Source organism: Massilia yuzhufengensis, from assembly GCF_900112225.1.
GTDB lineage: Bacteria > Pseudomonadota > Gammaproteobacteria > Burkholderiales > Burkholderiaceae_D > Telluria > Telluria yuzhufengensis.
The window spans coordinates 26,045-42,207 of the sequence record NZ_FOLD01000003.1 but is presented as its reverse complement, the minus strand read 5'-3'; the positions used below and the strand labels follow the sequence as shown (position 1 = coordinate 42,207).

Here is a 16,163-nt window from a genome sequence, read left to right as displayed (position 1 = left end):
AAAACTCAGCCCGGACGGACCGGGTTGAAGGCGTCGTCCCCGACCACGGTATTCCACTGGCGGACGTGGAAGGCGCGCACCAGGCCGTGGGTGACGTAGGGGTCGCGCGCGGCGAACAGCTGGACCGGCTCCGGGGAGTCGCAGCTGAACACCAGCACCGCGTGGTCGGACGGCTCGGCCAGCGCCCCGGCAAGCACCAGCTCCCCGCGCTCCTGCGCCTCCCACGCCAGTTTCAGGTGCGCGTCCCGGTACTGGCCGCGGCGTTCCAGGTAGTCGGGGGCGAGGTCATACATGAGGAGGTAGTGCACGGGGGCTCCGATGGTTTTTCGGCACTGGGCCGGATGGCTGATCTTACTTGATCGCGCTGGGGAGCGGCAGTGTCCGTGCTCGCCTATATCGCTTGCACCGTCGCTCCGGCGAAAGCCGGAGCCCAAGTTCGTTCCGCTCCACCAAACGCACACGCAGTCGGTACGCAGGCAAGATTGGGTTCCGGCCTGCGCCGGAACGACGGTGCTGGGGGTGGTGGGCAAAGGAGAAGCCGGTGCGGTGCCGCGCTCGAGGACCACACCCCCAACCGTGCGTTTCCCTCCCCGCCCCTATGTCAAACTCCTTCACCAGTCCACCCACCGCCAGGAGAATGCCATGCAAAAGATCACCATCGCCGGCCAGCCGCTGCACACGATCCTGATGGCGGCGCCCGCCGTCCTCATTCCTTTCGGTTTCATCCTCGACGCCCTGCACAGCGCCACCGGCGACGAGGACTATGCCAAGGCGTCCTACCTGAGCATGGCCGGGGGCGTCATTGGCGCTCTGGCGGCGAGCGCCGCGGGGGTGGCGGACTATGTGGCGGAGCCGCCGGAAGGGGAAGCGAAACACGAAGGGCAGCTGCACGCCATCCTCACTGGCGCGGCCATGCTGGCCAGTGTCGGCAACCTGATCCTGCGCCGCAGCAAGCGCGAACACACGGTCGGTGCGCTGGCGCTGTCGGCCATCGCGGCGGCGGGCACGCTCGCCTCCACCGTCTACGGCAAGCGCATGGATGGCGAGCATGCGGAGGTGGGCATGCACACCGACCAGGACAAGGTGCGCATCGACCACACCAACCTGGACGTCGAACAATACGTGACCGCCGGCCCGTCCAACCTGCACGCGCCGCAGTAAGGCCAGGGGCCAGTCCACCCCCCCCGGTGTTGTAATAAACCCACTGTTCCGCATCTCATCCATATCCCGTCGCGCAGAGCGAAGTGCCGCACATAAGAAAGCGGAGCGGCGGGAGTAGACTGGAGGCATGAACACGTCGAAGAAAATGGCAGCGGGGATCACGGGGTTCGCCAGCTTTTTGTGGCTCACCATGACGGCAGCGGTGGCAGCCAACCAGCGCCGCCTCGTGTTCAACCCCTGCATCAAGCCGGAAGTCGAAAGCCCGCGCAGCACCGGGCACCGCACCCGCCCGGTCGTCCTGCGCGCCAAAGACGGCACCCGCCTGTGCGGCTGGCTGCTTACCCCACTGGTCCCGGGCCCGCGTCCTGCCGTCATGTACTTTGGCGGCCGGTCCGAAGAAGTCTCCTGGGTCGCGCGTGATGCTGGCAAACTGTTCCCCGGCATGACCGTGCTGGCCATGAACTACCGCGGCTACGGCCAGTCGCATGGCGTGCCCGCCGAAATCCACATGATCGAAGACGGCTGCACCCTGTTCGACTGGCTCGCCGCCCTGGGCCAGGTCGATGCCTCCCGCATCGCCGTGGTCGGCCGCAGCCTGGGTTCGGGCGTGGCGGTGCAGGTGGCCAAGGAGCGCCCGGCCAATTCGGTGGTGCTCATCACCCCCTACGATTCCATCCTCGCCATCGCCAAGCGGCGCTTCCGCGTGATGCCCATCGAGTACATGCTGCGCCACCGCTTCGAATCGATCAAGCACGCGCCGTCGCTCAAGGTGCCCACCTACGTGCTGCGCGCCGCGCAGGACGACGTGGTCCCGCATGCGAACACCGACCAGCTGGTGGAAAAGATCGCCACCCTCGTCTCCGACGACACGGTGCCCGGCTCGGACCACATGAACATCCCCTACCTGGAAGCGACCCAGGCCCTGATCGCCAGCTTCCTCACGCGCCAGTTCAGCAAGCCGGCGGCCCCGCCCGTGCTGCCGCCCGCCGACACGCCCGCGGCCACGGTCGAAGTCGGCGTGGAGGTCGGTCCCAAGCTGGCCGCCGCGCCCCTTCCCGCCCTGGCCGTGTCCGACACGATGGCCGCCATTGCAAAATAATTGCTGAAAATTGTCAGCAGTTATATTTCCTTGGAATAAATTGCCAAGTAAAATCGTATTTGTCATCAAACTGTCGCTTGATGCATATTTGACAGGCTGAGCTGCGTATACTCAGGAATCCCCTTCTGCGCGGCTTGCGGACGGTTTCGCCTCCGGGCTGGTGCTCGGAATGTTGCTGATAATGTTGCAACTAAGCTACATGCACCAGGCACTGTCGAGAGAAACAACACCGCGATACAAATCGTAACCACACGCGCGCCAAACGGCTGACACAATGCGCTTCGCATTGCCGGCCTTGTTGGCGCCCTTGGCGATGCAGCGTGCGCGCCCCGTTCCAAGCTCACCGTTGGGCCGGGTACAATATCGAAATTCCAGGAGCCTCATTCATGAAACTCAAGCAACTCACCATGACCATCGCGGCGCTGTGCGTCGCCGGCAGCGCCGCGGCAGCACCGGCAGCGCCGAAGCTCGGCATGGTCTACGATGCGGGCGGCAAGTTCGACAAATCGTTCAACCAGTCGGCTTTCGAAGGCCTGCAGCGCTTCAGCAAGGAAACCGGCATCAAGGTGTTCGAAGCCCAGGCCAGCAGCGATACCCAGGCCGAGCAGGTGATGCGCGGCCTCGCGCGCAAGAAGCTCGACCTGATCGCCGCCATCGGCTTCTCGCAGACCCAGGCGGTCGCCAAGGTCGCCAAGGAATTCCCGAACGTGCGCTTCGTCCTGATCGACAGCATCGCGCCGGGTAACAACATCAATTCGGTGATGTTCAAGGAACAGGAAGGCTCCTACCTGGTCGGCGTCGCCGCCGCCATGGCTTCCAAGTCGAAAAAGCTCGGCTTCGTCGGCGGCATGGACATCCCGCTGATCCGCGCTTTCGCCTGCGGCTACGCGCAGGGCGCCAAGGCGCAGGTGCCGAAAGCCGAAATCGTCCAGAACATGGTCGGCACCACTGCCGCCGCCTGGAACGACCCGGCCAAGGGCGGCGAGCTGGCACGCGCCCAGTTCGACCGCGGTGTCGACGTGGTGTTCGCCGTTGCCGGCGGCAGCGGCATGGGCACGCTGCAGATGGCCAAGGAAAAAGGCAAGCTGGCGATCGGCGTCGACTCGAACCAGAACTACCTGCACCCGGGCACCATGCTGACCTCGATGGTCAAGCGCGTCGACATCGCCGTGTACGACTCCTTCATGGCGCAGAAGAACGGCACCTGGAAGGCGGGCGTCACCCACAAGGGCCTGAAGGAAGGCGGCGTGGACTGGGTGCTGGACAAGGACAACCGCAAGGTCGTCACCCCGGAAATCGAGAAGCGCGTCATCGGTGTGCGCAACGACATCATCAACGGCAAGATCAAGGTCATCGACTACCGCGCTGCGAGCAGCTGCCCGGTCTGATCCGCCTATTCCCATGCGAAGCGCGCCGCGCCGGTATTCCGGCCCGGCGCGCTTTTGAATGAAGACCACCCCTTTTTTATATCATCGATCGCAATGCAGCCAGCCGTAGAATTTCGCAACATCAGCAAGGCCTTCGGGGCCGTGCAGGCGAACGCTGACGTCAGCTTCCCGATCGCCAAGGGCTCGATCCATGGCGTGATCGGCGAGAACGGCGCGGGCAAGTCCACCCTCATGAGCATCCTGTACGGCTACTACCATGCCGACAGCGGGCAGCTCCTGATCAACGGGCAGGAACGCCAGATCCGCACCTCGTTCGAAGCGATCGCGCTGGGCATCGGCATGGTGCACCAGCACTTCATGCTGGTCGAGAACATGACGGTGCTCGACAACGTCATGCTCGGCACCGAGGGCGGCTTCAAGCTCGCCGCCAAGCGCCTCGAGACCGAGGCGAAGCTGCGCGAGATCTGCGCCAGGTACCGCCTCGACGTCGACCCGCTGGCCACCATCCACGACCTGTCGGTGGGCGCCCAGCAGCGCGTCGAGATCCTCAAGCAGATCTACCGCAGCGCCGAGATCCTGATCCTGGACGAGCCGACCGCCGTCCTCACCGCCCAGGAAACCGCCTCGCTGTTCGAGATCCTGAAGCTGTTCAAGGAACAGGGCAAGACCATCATCCTGATCACCCACAAGCTCGGCGAGATCATGGAGATCACCGACCAGGTGACGGTGATGCGCGCCGGCCGTGTGGTGGGCGCCGTCGCGACCCGCGAAACCTCGAAAGAGCAGCTGGCCAACATGATGGTCGGCCGCCCGATCGAAGGCAACCTGCCGCGCAAGGCCTTCAATCCGGGCGCGCCGGTGCTGAAGGTGGCGAACCTGCAGCTGGAAGACAAGCAGAAGGTCCGCCTGCTGGCCGACATCGACCTGACGGTGCGGGCCGGCGAGATCGTCGCCATTGCCGGCGTGTCGGGCAACGGCCAGAGCGAACTGATGGAAATCCTGTCGGGCATGCGCCTGCCGACCTCGGGCAGCGTGGAATTCCTGGGCAAGGAACTGCCTTACGCGCGGCGCGCCAATGCCGACGGCCTGCCGGCCGAATTCCGCGAACTGGGCATCGGCCACGTGCCGGAAGACCGCCTGCGCGACGGCGTCATCAAGGATTTCACGGTCATGCAGAACACCGTGTTCGGCTACCAGGACCGGGTCAAGAACAAGGCCGGCCTGTTCGACTTCGACGCCATCGCCAAGCGCTGCGCGCACCTGCTGGAGGCCTTCGACGTGCGGCCGAAAAACCCCGACCTGCGCATCGGGCTGCTCTCGGGCGGCAACCAGCAGAAGGTCGTGATCGCGCGCGAAGTCTCGGCCAGCCCGAAGCTGATGCTGGTCGGCCAGCCGACCCGCGGCGTCGACATCGGCACCATCGAAAGCATCCACACCCAGCTGCTTCGCTTGCGCGACGAAGGCGTGGCGATCCTGCTGGTGTCGACCGAACTGGAAGAAGTGCGCGCCCTGGCCGACCGCATCGTGGTGGTCTCCGGCGGACGCATCACCGGTGAACTGAACATCAACGAATTCGACACCACCCGCATCGGCCTGCTGATGGGCGGGATGCACAAGTCGTAGTAAAGACGAGCCTTCATGAAAATCACCGAACTCCCCCGCTGGGCGACGGGCATCGCCCTGCCGCTCCTGAACCTGCTGTCGGCGCTGCTGGTGTCGGCGCTCGTCATCCACCTGCTGGGCGAAAGCCCGATCGAGTCGCTCCAGATCCTGGTCAACAGCGCCGTCATCAATCCTGAAGGCTTGAGCTACACGCTGTTCTACGCTTCCACCTTCGTCTTCACCGGCCTGGCGGTCTCGGTGGCGATGAAGGCCGGCCTGTTCAACATCGGCGCCGAAGGCCAGATGTACCTGGGCGGCCTGGGCCTGACCCTGGCGATGCTGGCGTTCGACGCGACGCTCTCGCCCTGGCTGCTGATCCCGCTGGCGATGCTGGCCAGCGCCCTGTTCGGCGCCGGCTGGGCCTTCCTGCCCGGCTACCTGCAGGCCAAGCGCGGCAGCCACGTGGTGGTCACGACCATCATGTTCAACTTCATCGCCGCCAGCCTGATGAACTACCTGATCCTCAAGCTGATCCCCGAGGGCGACCAGAACCCGGCCAGCCGCGTGTTTTCGGAAGCGGCATGGATGCCGCGCCTGGGCGAATGGTTCCCGGCGCTGGGCGACACCCCGCTCAACATCGGCTTCTTCATGGCGATCGCCGCGCTGGCCATCTATGGCGTGGTGATCTCGCGTTCGGCCTGGGGCTACAAGCTGCAGGCCACGGGCCTGAACCAGCACGCGGCCCACTACGCGGGCGTGCGCATCAGCCGCATGATCATCGTCGCGATGCTGATCTCGGGCGCGCTGGCCGGCCTGGCCGCGGTGAACTCGATCCTCGGCTCGACCCACTACCTGAGCCTGAACTTCCCGGCCGGCGCCGGCTTCATCGGCATCGCGATCGCGCTGATGGGCCGCCAGCACCCGGTCGGCATCTTCCTGTCGGCCGTGCTGTTCGGCGCGCTGATCCAGGGCGGCTTCGACCTGTCGCTGGAAAAACCGAACATCCCGCAGGAGACCTTCATTTTCATCCAGGGCCTGATCATCCTGTTCTGCGGCGCGATGGAGAACCTTTACGCGCCGGTGCTCCTCAAAATGATCAACGCAACACGCAAGGGATAAGCCATGGAAGACTTCCAGTTCGCCAGTATCGTCGTCTCCACCATCCGCAACGCGCCGGTGCTGATCTTCGCGGCCATGGCCGGCCTGTTCGCCGAACGCAGCGGCGTGATCGACCTCGGCCTCGAGGGCAAGATCCTGGCCTCGGCCTTTGTCTCGGCCGGCGTCGCCTACAGCTACCAGGACCCGTGGATCGGCATCGCCGCCGGCATCCTGGCCTCCTGCGTGCTCGCGATGGTGCAGGCGTTCGTGTCCATCACCCAGAAGGGCAACCAGCTGGTGGCCGGCATGGCGATCAACATCGCGATGAGCGGCCTGACCTTTGTCGTGGCCCAGTACTTCTTCCAGCAGGGCGGCCGCACGCCGGAGCTGGGCGAGGCGCGCCTGACCGACATCGTCCTGCCGGGCACCGCCGCCCTGGCCGACATCCCCTTCCTTGGCTGGTTCTATGGCCACGTGATCGGCGGCCACTCGATCCTGGTCTATCTCGCCTTCCTGCTGCTGCCGCTGGTGCACTGGCTGCTGTACCACAGCCGCTTCGGCCTGCGCCTGCGCGCCTGCGGCGAAAACCCGCACGCGGCCGATGCCGCTGGCGTGTCGGTCAAGCAGACCCGCTACACGGCCATGCTGATCGCCGGCGTGCTGTGCTCGTTCTCGGGCGCCTACCTGTCGATCGTCCAGAGCGGCTTCTTCCTGCGCGACATGTCGGCCGGCGCCGGCTACCTGGCGCTGACCGCGATGGTGTTCGGTAACTGGCGCCCGCTGCATACGGTGCTGGGCTGCCTGATGTTCGGCTTCTTCGGCGCGGTGCAGATCCAGATCGAAGGCGTCGACCTGCCGGTGGTGGGCCGCATCCCGGGCTCGCTGATCCAGATGATCCCGTATGTGCTGACGGTGGTGGTGCTGGCCGGCCTGATGGCCAAGTCGGTCGCCCCCAAGGCGCTCGGCAAACCCTTCGTCAAATCGCGCTGACGCGCCCCTTGCCCCACGATGGCCCGCTCCGCGGGCCATTTTTTTCGCCCATCGCATGACAAAAACTTCGGGGTCAGGTCTGACATTTGGACACGGCCTCAACGCTAGGCGCTCCGACAGGCCGTCGTACAGCCGAGCTCGTGTCCGATTGTCAGACCTGACCCCGAAGTGGATTTTTGCTTTGGGTAAGGGGAAATTGCCGTGTTTGTTAGTAAATGTGACTACCGTAAGGGTTTGTAAGCCGGGTCAACAGGGCGTAGGCGGGGGCCGTTTCATGTCGAGGTGACACGAATAAACGTACGCCAGAACCCAGAAAAGGATTCATCACATGAAAAAAGCACTTGCTACCCTGATCGTCGCTCTGTCCGCTACCTCGGCATTCGCCCAGACCGCCACCCCTGCTGTCCCTGCCACCCCGGCTACCCCTGCTGTTCCAGCCACCGCCGCTACCCCGGCGCTTCCGGCAACGCCCGCGATGCCGACCGTCGAGGCTGCGGCCAGCATCGACGCCACGACTGGCGGCACCGGCGCGACCGCGACCACCGCAGCTTCGCCGGCGATCCCGGCTACGCCTGCGGTGCCGGCATCGGCTGCGGACAAGGCTGACAAGACCGACAAGGCCACCAAGTCCCAGGCCAAGCATGACAAGAAGTCCGCGCACAAGGATGCCAAGGACAGCGGCAAGTAAGATGTGACAGGCCGGGCGCGCCTTGCGCCGCCCGGTGCTTACATGCCCGCCGGATCGACCGGCTCCCGGCCGCTGGCCGGGCGGCTCGATCGTTTGAACGTCCACATCACCCCTACCCCACCCGACACTCCGCTGTCCTTCACGTGCAGCGGGCTGTCGCGATTTGCCGCGCCCTGGTAGCTCTCGAAACGCACATAGCCGAATACCCGCAGGTCCGCATCGATGCGGCGCGAGCCGAACAGGCCGAGGCGCGTCGCCAGCAGGCCGCCGTCGGCGGCGTAGGCCGGGCGCGAGGCTGTCGCGTACTGCGGCGCCACCTCGTAGAAGTGGCGGTTGATCCTGCGGTCGCCCCACACCGCCGACACGTTGCCCTCCAGCGTCCACACGCCGCGTTCGCCGGCCATCTCATAGGCCAGGCGCGGCTCGAAGGTGTAGCCGCGGCCGTGCAAGCCGCCGCGCGCCTCGATCACGGCGCGCAGCGGGATTTCCGCGCGCAGCCGGCGCCGCTCGCCCAGGTCGGCCAACCGGATCTTCAGGCGCGGGCCGAATTCCACCAGCGGACCCAGGTCGGGCATGCCGGAGCGCTCGTCGACGTCGTCCGAGTCCGATGGCAGCGCGCCGGCAAAACCCACGTCGAGTTCCACCCGTTCGCTGCGGAACAGGCGCGCGTTGACCCCGGAGCGGTCGGCGCGCAGGACCTCGCCGCGGTAGACGATGTTGGGGAAGACCAGCAGGCGCGATTCGCGCTCGTCCGCGCCCGGATAGGAAGGGGTGGACAGGGCGGCCGCGCCGAGGCCCAACTCCCACAGCGGAAGATTGCGCTCGGAACCGGACTGGGCGCTGGCCGCCGTGGAAACGATAAGACAGGCGGCGCAGGCGGCCTTGGGAAGGATGGTCATGGTGGACAGGAAGGAATCGGTGGTGAGCCGGATTCTAACCAAGACCGTCCTGGATGCGCGCCGCGCACGTCCACGCGGGTTCCTTTCTACGGCACCCTGTTCACAGGGATTGTTCCCACATCAGGCGCCAGACCGGCCGCCGGCTGTAGAGCGTCGTGCGTGCCAGCGGGTTGCGGCAGGCGTAGAGCAGGCGTTCGCGCACATCCTGGTGCAGCAGGTCGGCTACCGACAGCCGCAGGCGCGACTGCGCATCGCGCTTCCATAGCGCGTACAGGTCGAGCTGGCGACCAGGGCCGCTGTCGCTCGAGAGCACCGCGCTCGAGCGATGGGCGAGCGCTCCCCGATAAGTGAAACTGCCACCCAGCTCGATGCGCCTGGCGGGCGATGCGACATCCAGCCCGATACTGCCGCTCCACGCAGCCTGGCCTTCGATGCGATTGTCGGGCCCCGGCACGCTGTCGATGCGCGACCAGTTGCGCGCCAGGTGCATGCGCGCCGCGAACGGGCCGCGCGTGGTCCGGCCTTCCAGCTCGATGCCGTAGACGGTGGCGCTGCCCTGGTTGTCCGGTATCGCGGTCCAGGCGCCATCGCGCTGGTCGAGGCGCACCAGCGTGATGTCGTGGATGCGCTTGTGGAAGGCGCTCACGCTCACCATGCCGTCCTTGCCCGTATAGCGTTCCCACGCCAGGTCGATGCCGAAGGCCAGTTCCGGACGCAGCGCCGGGTTGCCCTGCTGGTCCGGGTTGGTGGCGTTGTTGTTATTGTCGACCGTGTAGCGGCGCGGCATCAGCTGGATGATGTTCGGCGCCTTGTAGGTGCGGCTGGCCGCCAGGCGGAACTGGTCGCGCGGACCGGTATCGCCGTCAAGGCGCTGCGGCTTGAACAGCGCCTGGAAGATCGGGCTCCAGGCGCCCGCATCGACATCGACCGGCGCGGCGGCGTTGCCCTGCCCGGTCGTATGCAGGTCTTCGCGGCGCAGGCCGACGTAGGCCGACCAGGCGGCGTCGATGTCCCACTCGTCCTGGATGAACAGGGCGCTGCGCGCGACCGTGGCGCGGTAGTGCTCATCGCTGGCGCGCAGCAGTGCGCCGCCGGCGTCGGTCTGGCGCTCGCGCCGGTATTCATGGCGTCCCTTGCGGCCAAACTCCCAGCCGGCGGCCAGCGCATGATTGTTCCTCCAGGGCCGGCGCCAGCTGCCACTGAAGGTCCATTCGCGCTCGGTCGGACCGGAAGCGACGCGGTGCAGTTCGAGCAGCCGGTCGGCCGGGTCCAGGCCGCGGTAGTCGAAATCGGCGTCGCGCGTCGTGTAGAAACCCGACAGCCTGGCCGCCAGGCGCGCGCCGGCGTCGAGCTTGCGGGTCCAGGCCAGGTCGGCATAGGCGTTCAGGGGCGCGGTCTGGTAGGTGTGCACGGCGTGCGGGAAAGCGGTCGGGGGGCCAATGTCGGTGCGCTCGCGCTCGCGCTTGAGGTTATCGATGCGGCGCTTGCGCAGGTAGCTCTGGGAGGTGATGGAATCGGCGCTCGTGGCTTGCCACGACAGGCGCGGCGCCAGTTCCAGCAGGTCTTCCACCTGGTGGTCGGTCCAGGCGGTGCGGCGCAGCAGCGCCGGTTCCAGCCCTTCCTCGGTGGTGAGGGCGGCGATCGGGTTCTCGTGGCGCCTGAGGGTCGCCGTCAGCGAATAGGCCAGCGCTCCCTCGCGCCCGCTGTGCTGGGCCACCAGTTGCGGCGCCACGCGGCCGCGCGCGAAGGCGCTTCCGAGCTTGATGTCGCTCGCAGCGGCGCCCTTTGCGGCGCCGGCGCGGCGCAGGATCACGTTGATGGTGCCGGCCATGGCCTGGCTGCTGGTTTCCGCGGTAGCGGCGCGCTGGATCTCGATGCGTTCCACCAGGTCCGGGCTGATCGACTCGAGCGAAAAGTCGCCCGGCGCCGGCAGGCCGTTGAGCAGGATCGCCACATAGCCGCCACCCATGCCGCGCATGCGGATCGCCGCCGGCTTGCCGGGGGTTGCGTCGATGGTGACGCCGGGTTGGCGCTTCAACACCTCGGCCAGCGTGGCGTCGCCCTGGCGCAGGATCTCGTCGCGCCCGACGACGATGGCGGTGGTGATCGATCGTTCGCGCCCGTTGGCGGCGGCGCTGACGACGACCTGCTGTACCGGTGCAGCCGCGGATTGGGCAAACGCAGGCACGTGCGCTGCCAGCAGCAGCGCGCCGGCGCTGCCGGTTCGGATGAGTCGCATGGGGATTCCGGGAGAAGGGGTGAACGGAGAAGCGCGTGCGGGGCGGCCTGCCTCAGCGCCGCTGGGCCAGCGCGCCTCCCAGCACCAGCTGGGGGTCGATCGGCGCGCCTTTGCGCGACACTTCGAAGTGCAGGTGCGGGCCGGTGACTTTGCCGGTGGCGCCCGACAGGGCGATGGGCTGCCCGGCACGCACGCTGTCGCCGGCCCGCACCAGGCGCTGGTCGAGGTGCGCATACAGCGTGCGCGTGCCCTCGGCGTGCTCGATGACCACCACCTTGCCATAGCGGGCGCCGCCCTCGTAGCGGTCGGTGGAGATGCTCACCCTGCCTGCGGCCGGCGTCAGTACGGCGGTGCCGCGCGCGGCGCCGAAATCCATGCCCCTGTGCGGCCTGCCGCCCGGCCGGTTGATCTCGCCGTATTCGCCCGTGACGCGCAGCTGGGCCAGCGGCGCCTGCCAGCCGGCCGGTGCATCGCCCGCCACGGGCGCTTCGTCGCCCGACTCGCGCCATGCGAACTGCGGCTGCAGCAGCACGCTGGCGCCGCACAAGCCCGGCAGGAGCAGCAGGGAAAGCAGGCTCGCCGCGCTGAACCTGGGCGCCGGCCGGGCCTCGCGAATCAGGCGGATGCGCGCGGCCACGTCCTGCGCGCCGCCCACACCGAAAGGCAGCGCGCTGCGCGCCGTGTGCGCCGTCGCCAGGCCCTTCGCCAGCACCGCCAGTTGCGCCAGCAAGGCGGCCGCATAGTCGCGGCGTTCGCTGTCCGGGCGGCCCGCCAGCACCGCACGGTCGCACCCGAGTTCCATCGCCCATTGCAGGCGCTGCTGGAAACCGTGGGCGAAGGGCACGAACCAGAGCAGCGCCTGCAGCAGCGCGCCCGCATGCTGCCACAAATGATCGCGGCGGCGCAGGTGCATCAGTTCATGCGCGACGATCAAGCGCTGTTGCGCAGGCGGCAGTGCGCGCATGTGGGTGGGCAGCAGCAGGACCGGCTGGAACAGGCCGGCGAGCATCGGCGACACCGGGGCATCGATCTCCAGCACCGGCGGCAGGCCGCGGCGACGCGCGCCGAGCGCCGGGTGCGCGCGCAGGGCCGGCCCGTCGAGGGGCTCGGCCGCCAGCAGGAGCGCGCGCAGCGCGCGCCGCATGCGCGCCCAGCGCAGGACATGCGCACCGGCGCCGGCCACGTAGATCGCCAGCCACAGCCAGGCAAGCGCCGCCAGCGCGTCGCCGGCGGCCGGCTCGGCGGCCCCGTACGGGAGCGCGCCGCCAAGGCTGCCTGCGGCCAGGGGCGCGGCGAATCCGGCGACGAGCGCCTCGGGCGCGCTGGCGAACAGGCTCCATCTGGCCGAACCGGGCAGCATCACCAGCACCAGCACGGCGGCGCCGGCCAGCTTGGCCAGCAGCCACGGCGTACGGCGCGCGTCCAGGCCGGGGAAGGCGCGGCGCGCCAGGCGCAACAGGCTCCAGGCGACGGCGCAGGCGAGGACGGCGCTGATGCCGGCCTGCAGGAAGATGAGCGGGAAGCTGGAGGTGGCCATGCTCATTCCTTCGACCCGGGCCAATCGTGCAGCAGCTGCTCCAGCTCGGCCAGTTCGGCATCGGTGACCAGCTTCGAGCCGGTGAACATGTTGACAGGCAGCGGCTGGTCCATCTCCATGATGCGCTGCCCGAAGTCGCGCGCGAACGCGGCCAGCGTCCCGATCTTGTCCAGCGCCGCCGCGTACACGTTCACGCCGTGCACGGACTGGATCTCGACCATGCCTTTTTCCACCATCCGCTCGAGGGTCTTGCGGGTGGAAGAGTAGGACCAGTGCAGCTCCTGCGCGGCCTGGTCGTGGAGCTCACGGGCCGACAGGGGGTGCTGGCGCCACAGGCATTTCAGCAACGTCAGTTCGGTGACGGAGGGGATGGACATGACGTGCTCCTGCGTGTGACGGATGACGCAAGGATACGACATGTGTCACATTGGAGCAAGCCTTAGGTGTGGTGGGTAAGGAAGGTGAACAGCTCCCCGCGCTCACTACACCACTACCGTGTAAACGTCATCCCGGCGAAGGCCGGGATCCAAGTTCGCTGCATAGCGTTACGTTCACACTGTGCTGCGGCATTGGATCCCGGCCTGCGCCGGGATGACGGATCAAACGTTAACGAATGAAGAACGAGCTAACGGTCCTACAGGAAAACTCACCCCTTTTCCGGATAAATCGCCTGCAGAATCGCCGCCAGGTTATACCCGCCCTTGATCAGCTGGGTCTTCGCAATCGCCGAACTCGGCACCGGATAATTGGCCGGCACTTCCAGCGCGAAGGTGTAATAGGTTTCGCCCTTCTTGCTGGTCTGCGGCGTGAGCTTGCCCGGCACCACATCGGCGTAGGCCAGCTTGGCCACCACCAGCGCGTCGTCCGCCCACTGGTAGGGCCAGGTGATCGGGTCGCCCTTGGCCTTGGCCACTTGCGGGTTGGCGGCGATGGCCGCGTCCGCGAACTGGTCCGGGGTACGGGTCTTGATGCGGCGGAAGGCGTAATCGACCGCGGTGCTGTCCCAGTAGGAGTGGAAGGGCTTGGTCAGCGCCGCCGGCACGCCTTCGCGCACCGGCCGTGCTTCGCCCGGGCCGATCAGGCCGTCGGCCAGCGACGTGATCCTGGCGTCGTCCAGCAGCAGGTTGTTGCCGCCGCGCGAATCGAAGATCGCGGCCTCGTCGACCTCGGCATGGGTCCTGGGCGCCACGAACTTGCCGTCCTTGCTGACGAACGCCGCCCCCACATGCAGCGGCTGGTGGATGTCGCCGGCGAAGTGGGCCAGCAGGATCAGGGCCTGGCGCTTGGTGAACTTGTGCGGGTTCAGCGCCGGGTCGGTCTTGCCCTGCAGGACCGCGATGCACTGCTTCAGGGTCTGGACGATGTCGACATCGGCCGTGCCCACGCCGTGGTCATGGTACTTCTCGAGCATGAACGGCACGTCCGTGTAGTGGTACTCGCTGTGCTTCGGGTTGCCGTTGACGTAGTCGAGCATCTCCGGGGTCTGCGGGCCGCAGTACGTACCCTTGACGCAGTCGGCCCAGTTGGCGATGGATTCGAGCGTCTCGCCCGGCAGCAGCAGCGCCTGGATCTGCCGTTGCGCGGCGCTGCCCTTGAGCAGCCTGTCGGCGATGGCGCCGACCGCCTTGTGGCCGTCGCGGCCCCAGGCGGCGGCGTCCATCGATGCGAATGCGCTGGCCAGCGCGAGTACACATGCCAGTTTTTTCATGGTCATCCTCTTTGTAACAGGCTTATTGGGCCTTGATGATGCGCGGGGCAGCCGGGGCGAGCGATGCGCCCTGCCCTTCGCTGGCGCGCAGGTAGTCGGTGAAGGCGTCGAGGTCCAGCATGCCGGTCTCGAGGCGATTGGTCCCCTTGGCGAATTCCGGGAAGTTGTCGCCGCCTTCGGCCAGGAAGTTATTGGCGACGATGCGGTAGGTCGTGGTATCGGCCAGCGGCTTGCCGTCCAGGCGCATGCCGGTCACGCGGCTGCCCACCGGGCGCCTGGCGTCCCAGGTGTAGGAGAAGCCGTTCGACACCTGCAGCATCGAGCCATTGCTCGAGGCCGAACGCCACTGCTGCTCGAGCAGCTGGCGGATCTGGGCGCCGGTCAGGTCCATCGCCACCAGCGTATTCCCGAACGGGAGCACGGCCTGGGTCTGGCCAAAGGCGGCCACGTTGCCTTCGCCGGCTTCCAGGTCCTTGCGGATGCCGCCTTCGTTCATGAAGCCGATCTGCACGCCCAGGTTGCGGGTGGCGGCCAGGATGGCGTCGGCGATCAGGTTGCCGAGCGGCGCTTCGCCGGCCTCGTTCTGCTTGCGCAGCACGGGCGCCGCGGGCAGGCGTGCGATCGGGCGGGTCAGCGCCGCGCGGCTGCTTTCCTTGACCTTGGCAACAAAAGCCACCATCTTCTCGTCGGCAGGATAGTCGCCCGCCTTCATCAGGACGTTCTCGACCTTGATGTCGGCCACGTTGCCCGGTGCGCCCTGCTGCACCGTCATGGCGATGCGGGTCAGCAGGTGGCCGTAGGACGACGCCTGGGTCACGGTGCGATCGCCGACCTTGCACAGGTAGCCCTGGTGGGTGTGGCCGGTGACGACCAGGCGCACCGCCGGGTCGAGCTTCTTGACGATGTCGACGATCGGGCCTTTCAGGTTGGTGCAGCCTGGCGTCATCGGGTTGTCCGTGGTGGTGCCGCCTTCGTGCACCAGCACCACGATCACCTCGGCGCCTTCGGCGCGCATCGCGGGAATTGCGCGGTTGATCGCATCGGCTTCGTCGCCGAAGGTCAGGCCGGCGATACCCGAGGCCATCACCACCGACTGGGTGTCCTGCAGGACCGCGCCCACCAGGCCCACCTTGACGCCCCTGCTCTGTTCGATGCGGTAGGCCGGGATGAAGGGCTTGCCGGTGGCGCTGTCGACCACGTTGGCGGCCAGCCAGGTGAACTTGGCGCCGCCGAAGTTGGGCGCCATCTGGCAGGCCTTGGCCGGGCGTGGCGAGTCGCAGCCGCCGCGCTGCTGGCGCAGCAGTTCCTTGCGGCCGGCATCGAATTCGTGGTTGCCGGCTGCGCTGGCGTGCAGGCCCAGCATGTTGAGCGCTTCGATGGTCGGCTCGTCAGCCCACAGCGAGGACATGGCCGGGCTGGCGCCCACCAGGTCGCCGGCGGCGACGAAGATCAGGTCCTGGTCCTGCTTGCGCCAGGCCTGCAGCGCGGCGGCCACCGCTTCGGCGCCGCCGGCGCGGATCGGCTGGCCCTTGGCGCCGTCGGGCGCGGTCGGGATGTAGCGGCTCGCTTCGAGGTTGCCATGGAAATCGTTCATGGCAACCAGGTTGATCGTTACCGGCGCACGGCCGGCGGTGGCGGCGCAGCCGGCCAGGCCAAGGGCCAGGGCGACGGCCAGCGCGGCGCGGGAAAGGGGTGCCGGGGCAGGCAGGGAAATGGTCATGGAAGTGTCTCGATCAAGGGCGGGAGCGCGTGAG

Annotated in this window: 14 protein-coding genes; 7 read left to right on the top strand and 7 right to left on the bottom strand. The window is 67.3% G+C overall.

The features are described from left to right. Positions 1 to 5: 5 nt before the first annotated feature. Positions 6 to 308 carry a YciI-like protein gene (locus BM031_RS03740; protein ID WP_091871346.1) on the bottom strand — a complete coding sequence of 101 codons (303 nt, stop codon included), beginning with the start codon at positions 306 to 308 and terminating at the stop codon, positions 6 to 8. Between the two features lie 334 nt (positions 309 to 642). Between BM031_RS03740 and BM031_RS25440 the strand changes: the two genes are divergently transcribed. The 7 genes from BM031_RS25440 to BM031_RS03705 all read left to right on the top strand — a co-directional run bounded on the left by BM031_RS25440 (position 643) and on the right by BM031_RS03705 (position 8,026). Beyond that, complete coding sequence (locus BM031_RS25440) at positions 643 to 1,161, top strand: DUF2231 domain-containing protein (protein WP_177207647.1); 519 nt, start codon at positions 643 to 645, stop codon at positions 1,159 to 1,161. A gap of 127 nt (positions 1,162 to 1,288) precedes the next feature. Continuing rightward, entirely contained in the window at positions 1,289 to 2,260 is a 972-nt protein-coding gene (locus BM031_RS03730) for an alpha/beta hydrolase (protein WP_091871342.1), read from the top strand. A 386-nt stretch (positions 2,261 to 2,646) separates the two neighbouring features. Further along, on the top strand, positions 2,647 to 3,648 hold the full coding sequence (locus BM031_RS03725; RefSeq protein WP_091871340.1) for a BMP family lipoprotein: 1,002 nt from the start codon (positions 2,647 to 2,649) through the stop codon (positions 3,646 to 3,648). Positions 3,649 to 3,741: 93 nt separating this feature from the next. Next, entirely contained in the window at positions 3,742 to 5,271 is a 1,530-nt protein-coding gene (locus tag BM031_RS03720) for an ABC transporter ATP-binding protein (RefSeq protein ID WP_091871337.1), read from the top strand. 15 nt (positions 5,272 to 5,286) lie between these two features. Then, entirely contained in the window at positions 5,287 to 6,369 is a 1,083-nt protein-coding gene (locus BM031_RS03715) for an ABC transporter permease (protein WP_091871334.1), read from the top strand. Between the two features lie 3 nt (positions 6,370 to 6,372). After that, positions 6,373 to 7,338 (top strand): ABC transporter permease, encoded by a 966-nt coding sequence (locus tag BM031_RS03710; protein WP_091871331.1) that lies wholly within the window; start codon positions 6,373 to 6,375, stop codon positions 7,336 to 7,338. A gap of 328 nt (positions 7,339 to 7,666) precedes the next feature. After that, complete coding sequence (locus BM031_RS03705; protein ID WP_091871329.1) at positions 7,667 to 8,026, top strand: hypothetical protein; 360 nt, start codon at positions 7,667 to 7,669, stop codon at positions 8,024 to 8,026. A gap of 38 nt (positions 8,027 to 8,064) precedes the next feature. Here BM031_RS03705 and BM031_RS03700 read toward each other — a convergent pair whose 3' ends face one another. The 6 genes from BM031_RS03700 to BM031_RS03675 form a co-directional block, all read right to left on the bottom strand. Continuing rightward, on the bottom strand, positions 8,065 to 8,967 hold the full coding sequence (locus tag BM031_RS03700; RefSeq protein ID WP_229408511.1) for a MipA/OmpV family protein: 903 nt from the start codon (positions 8,965 to 8,967) through the stop codon (positions 8,065 to 8,067). A gap of 58 nt (positions 8,968 to 9,025) precedes the next feature. Beyond that, positions 9,026 to 11,164 (bottom strand): TonB-dependent receptor plug domain-containing protein, encoded by a 2,139-nt coding sequence (locus BM031_RS03695; RefSeq protein WP_091871323.1) that lies wholly within the window; start codon positions 11,162 to 11,164, stop codon positions 9,026 to 9,028. Between the two features lie 52 nt (positions 11,165 to 11,216). Then, on the bottom strand, positions 11,217 to 12,701 hold the full coding sequence (locus tag BM031_RS03690; protein ID WP_177207646.1) for a M23/M56 family metallopeptidase: 1,485 nt from the start codon (positions 12,699 to 12,701) through the stop codon (positions 11,217 to 11,219). A 2-nt stretch (positions 12,702 to 12,703) separates the two neighbouring features. Beyond that, positions 12,704 to 13,078 carry a BlaI/MecI/CopY family transcriptional regulator gene (locus tag BM031_RS03685; RefSeq protein ID WP_091871318.1) on the bottom strand — a complete coding sequence of 125 codons (375 nt, stop codon included), beginning with the start codon at positions 13,076 to 13,078 and terminating at the stop codon, positions 12,704 to 12,706. A 269-nt stretch (positions 13,079 to 13,347) separates the two neighbouring features. Beyond that, a complete protein-coding gene (locus tag BM031_RS03680; protein ID WP_091871788.1) occupies positions 13,348 to 14,409 on the bottom strand; it encodes a S1/P1 nuclease in 1,062 nt (353 codons plus the stop codon). Between the two features lie 22 nt (positions 14,410 to 14,431). Beyond that, positions 14,432 to 16,129, bottom strand: a complete 1,698-nt coding sequence (locus BM031_RS03675) for a bifunctional metallophosphatase/5'-nucleotidase (RefSeq protein WP_091871316.1) — start codon at positions 16,127 to 16,129, stop codon at positions 14,432 to 14,434. Between the last annotated feature and the right edge of the window lie 34 nt (positions 16,130 to 16,163).

Coding starts and splice junctions, on each gene's coding strand:
- BM031_RS03685 (WP_091871318.1), bottom strand. CDS start 13,078: ATGTCCATCCCCTCCGTCACCGAACTGACGTTGCTGAAATGCCTGTGG.
- BM031_RS25440 (WP_177207647.1), top strand. CDS start 643: ATGCAAAAGATCACCATCGCCGGCCAGCCGCTGCACACGATCCTGATG.
- BM031_RS03680 (WP_091871788.1), bottom strand. CDS start 14,409: ATGAAAAAACTGGCATGTGTACTCGCGCTGGCCAGCGCATTCGCATCG.
- BM031_RS03675 (WP_091871316.1), bottom strand. CDS start 16,129: ATGACCATTTCCCTGCCTGCCCCGGCACCCCTTTCCCGCGCCGCGCTG.
- BM031_RS03705 (WP_091871329.1), top strand. CDS start 7,667: ATGAAAAAAGCACTTGCTACCCTGATCGTCGCTCTGTCCGCTACCTCG.
- BM031_RS03715 (WP_091871334.1), top strand. CDS start 5,287: ATGAAAATCACCGAACTCCCCCGCTGGGCGACGGGCATCGCCCTGCCG.
- BM031_RS03720 (WP_091871337.1), top strand. CDS start 3,742: ATGCAGCCAGCCGTAGAATTTCGCAACATCAGCAAGGCCTTCGGGGCC.
- BM031_RS03695 (WP_091871323.1), bottom strand. CDS start 11,164: ATGCGACTCATCCGAACCGGCAGCGCCGGCGCGCTGCTGCTGGCAGCG.
- BM031_RS03725 (WP_091871340.1), top strand. CDS start 2,647: ATGAAACTCAAGCAACTCACCATGACCATCGCGGCGCTGTGCGTCGCC.
- BM031_RS03690 (WP_177207646.1), bottom strand. CDS start 12,701: ATGGCCACCTCCAGCTTCCCGCTCATCTTCCTGCAGGCCGGCATCAGC.
- BM031_RS03730 (WP_091871342.1), top strand. CDS start 1,289: ATGAACACGTCGAAGAAAATGGCAGCGGGGATCACGGGGTTCGCCAGC.
- BM031_RS03710 (WP_091871331.1), top strand. CDS start 6,373: ATGGAAGACTTCCAGTTCGCCAGTATCGTCGTCTCCACCATCCGCAAC.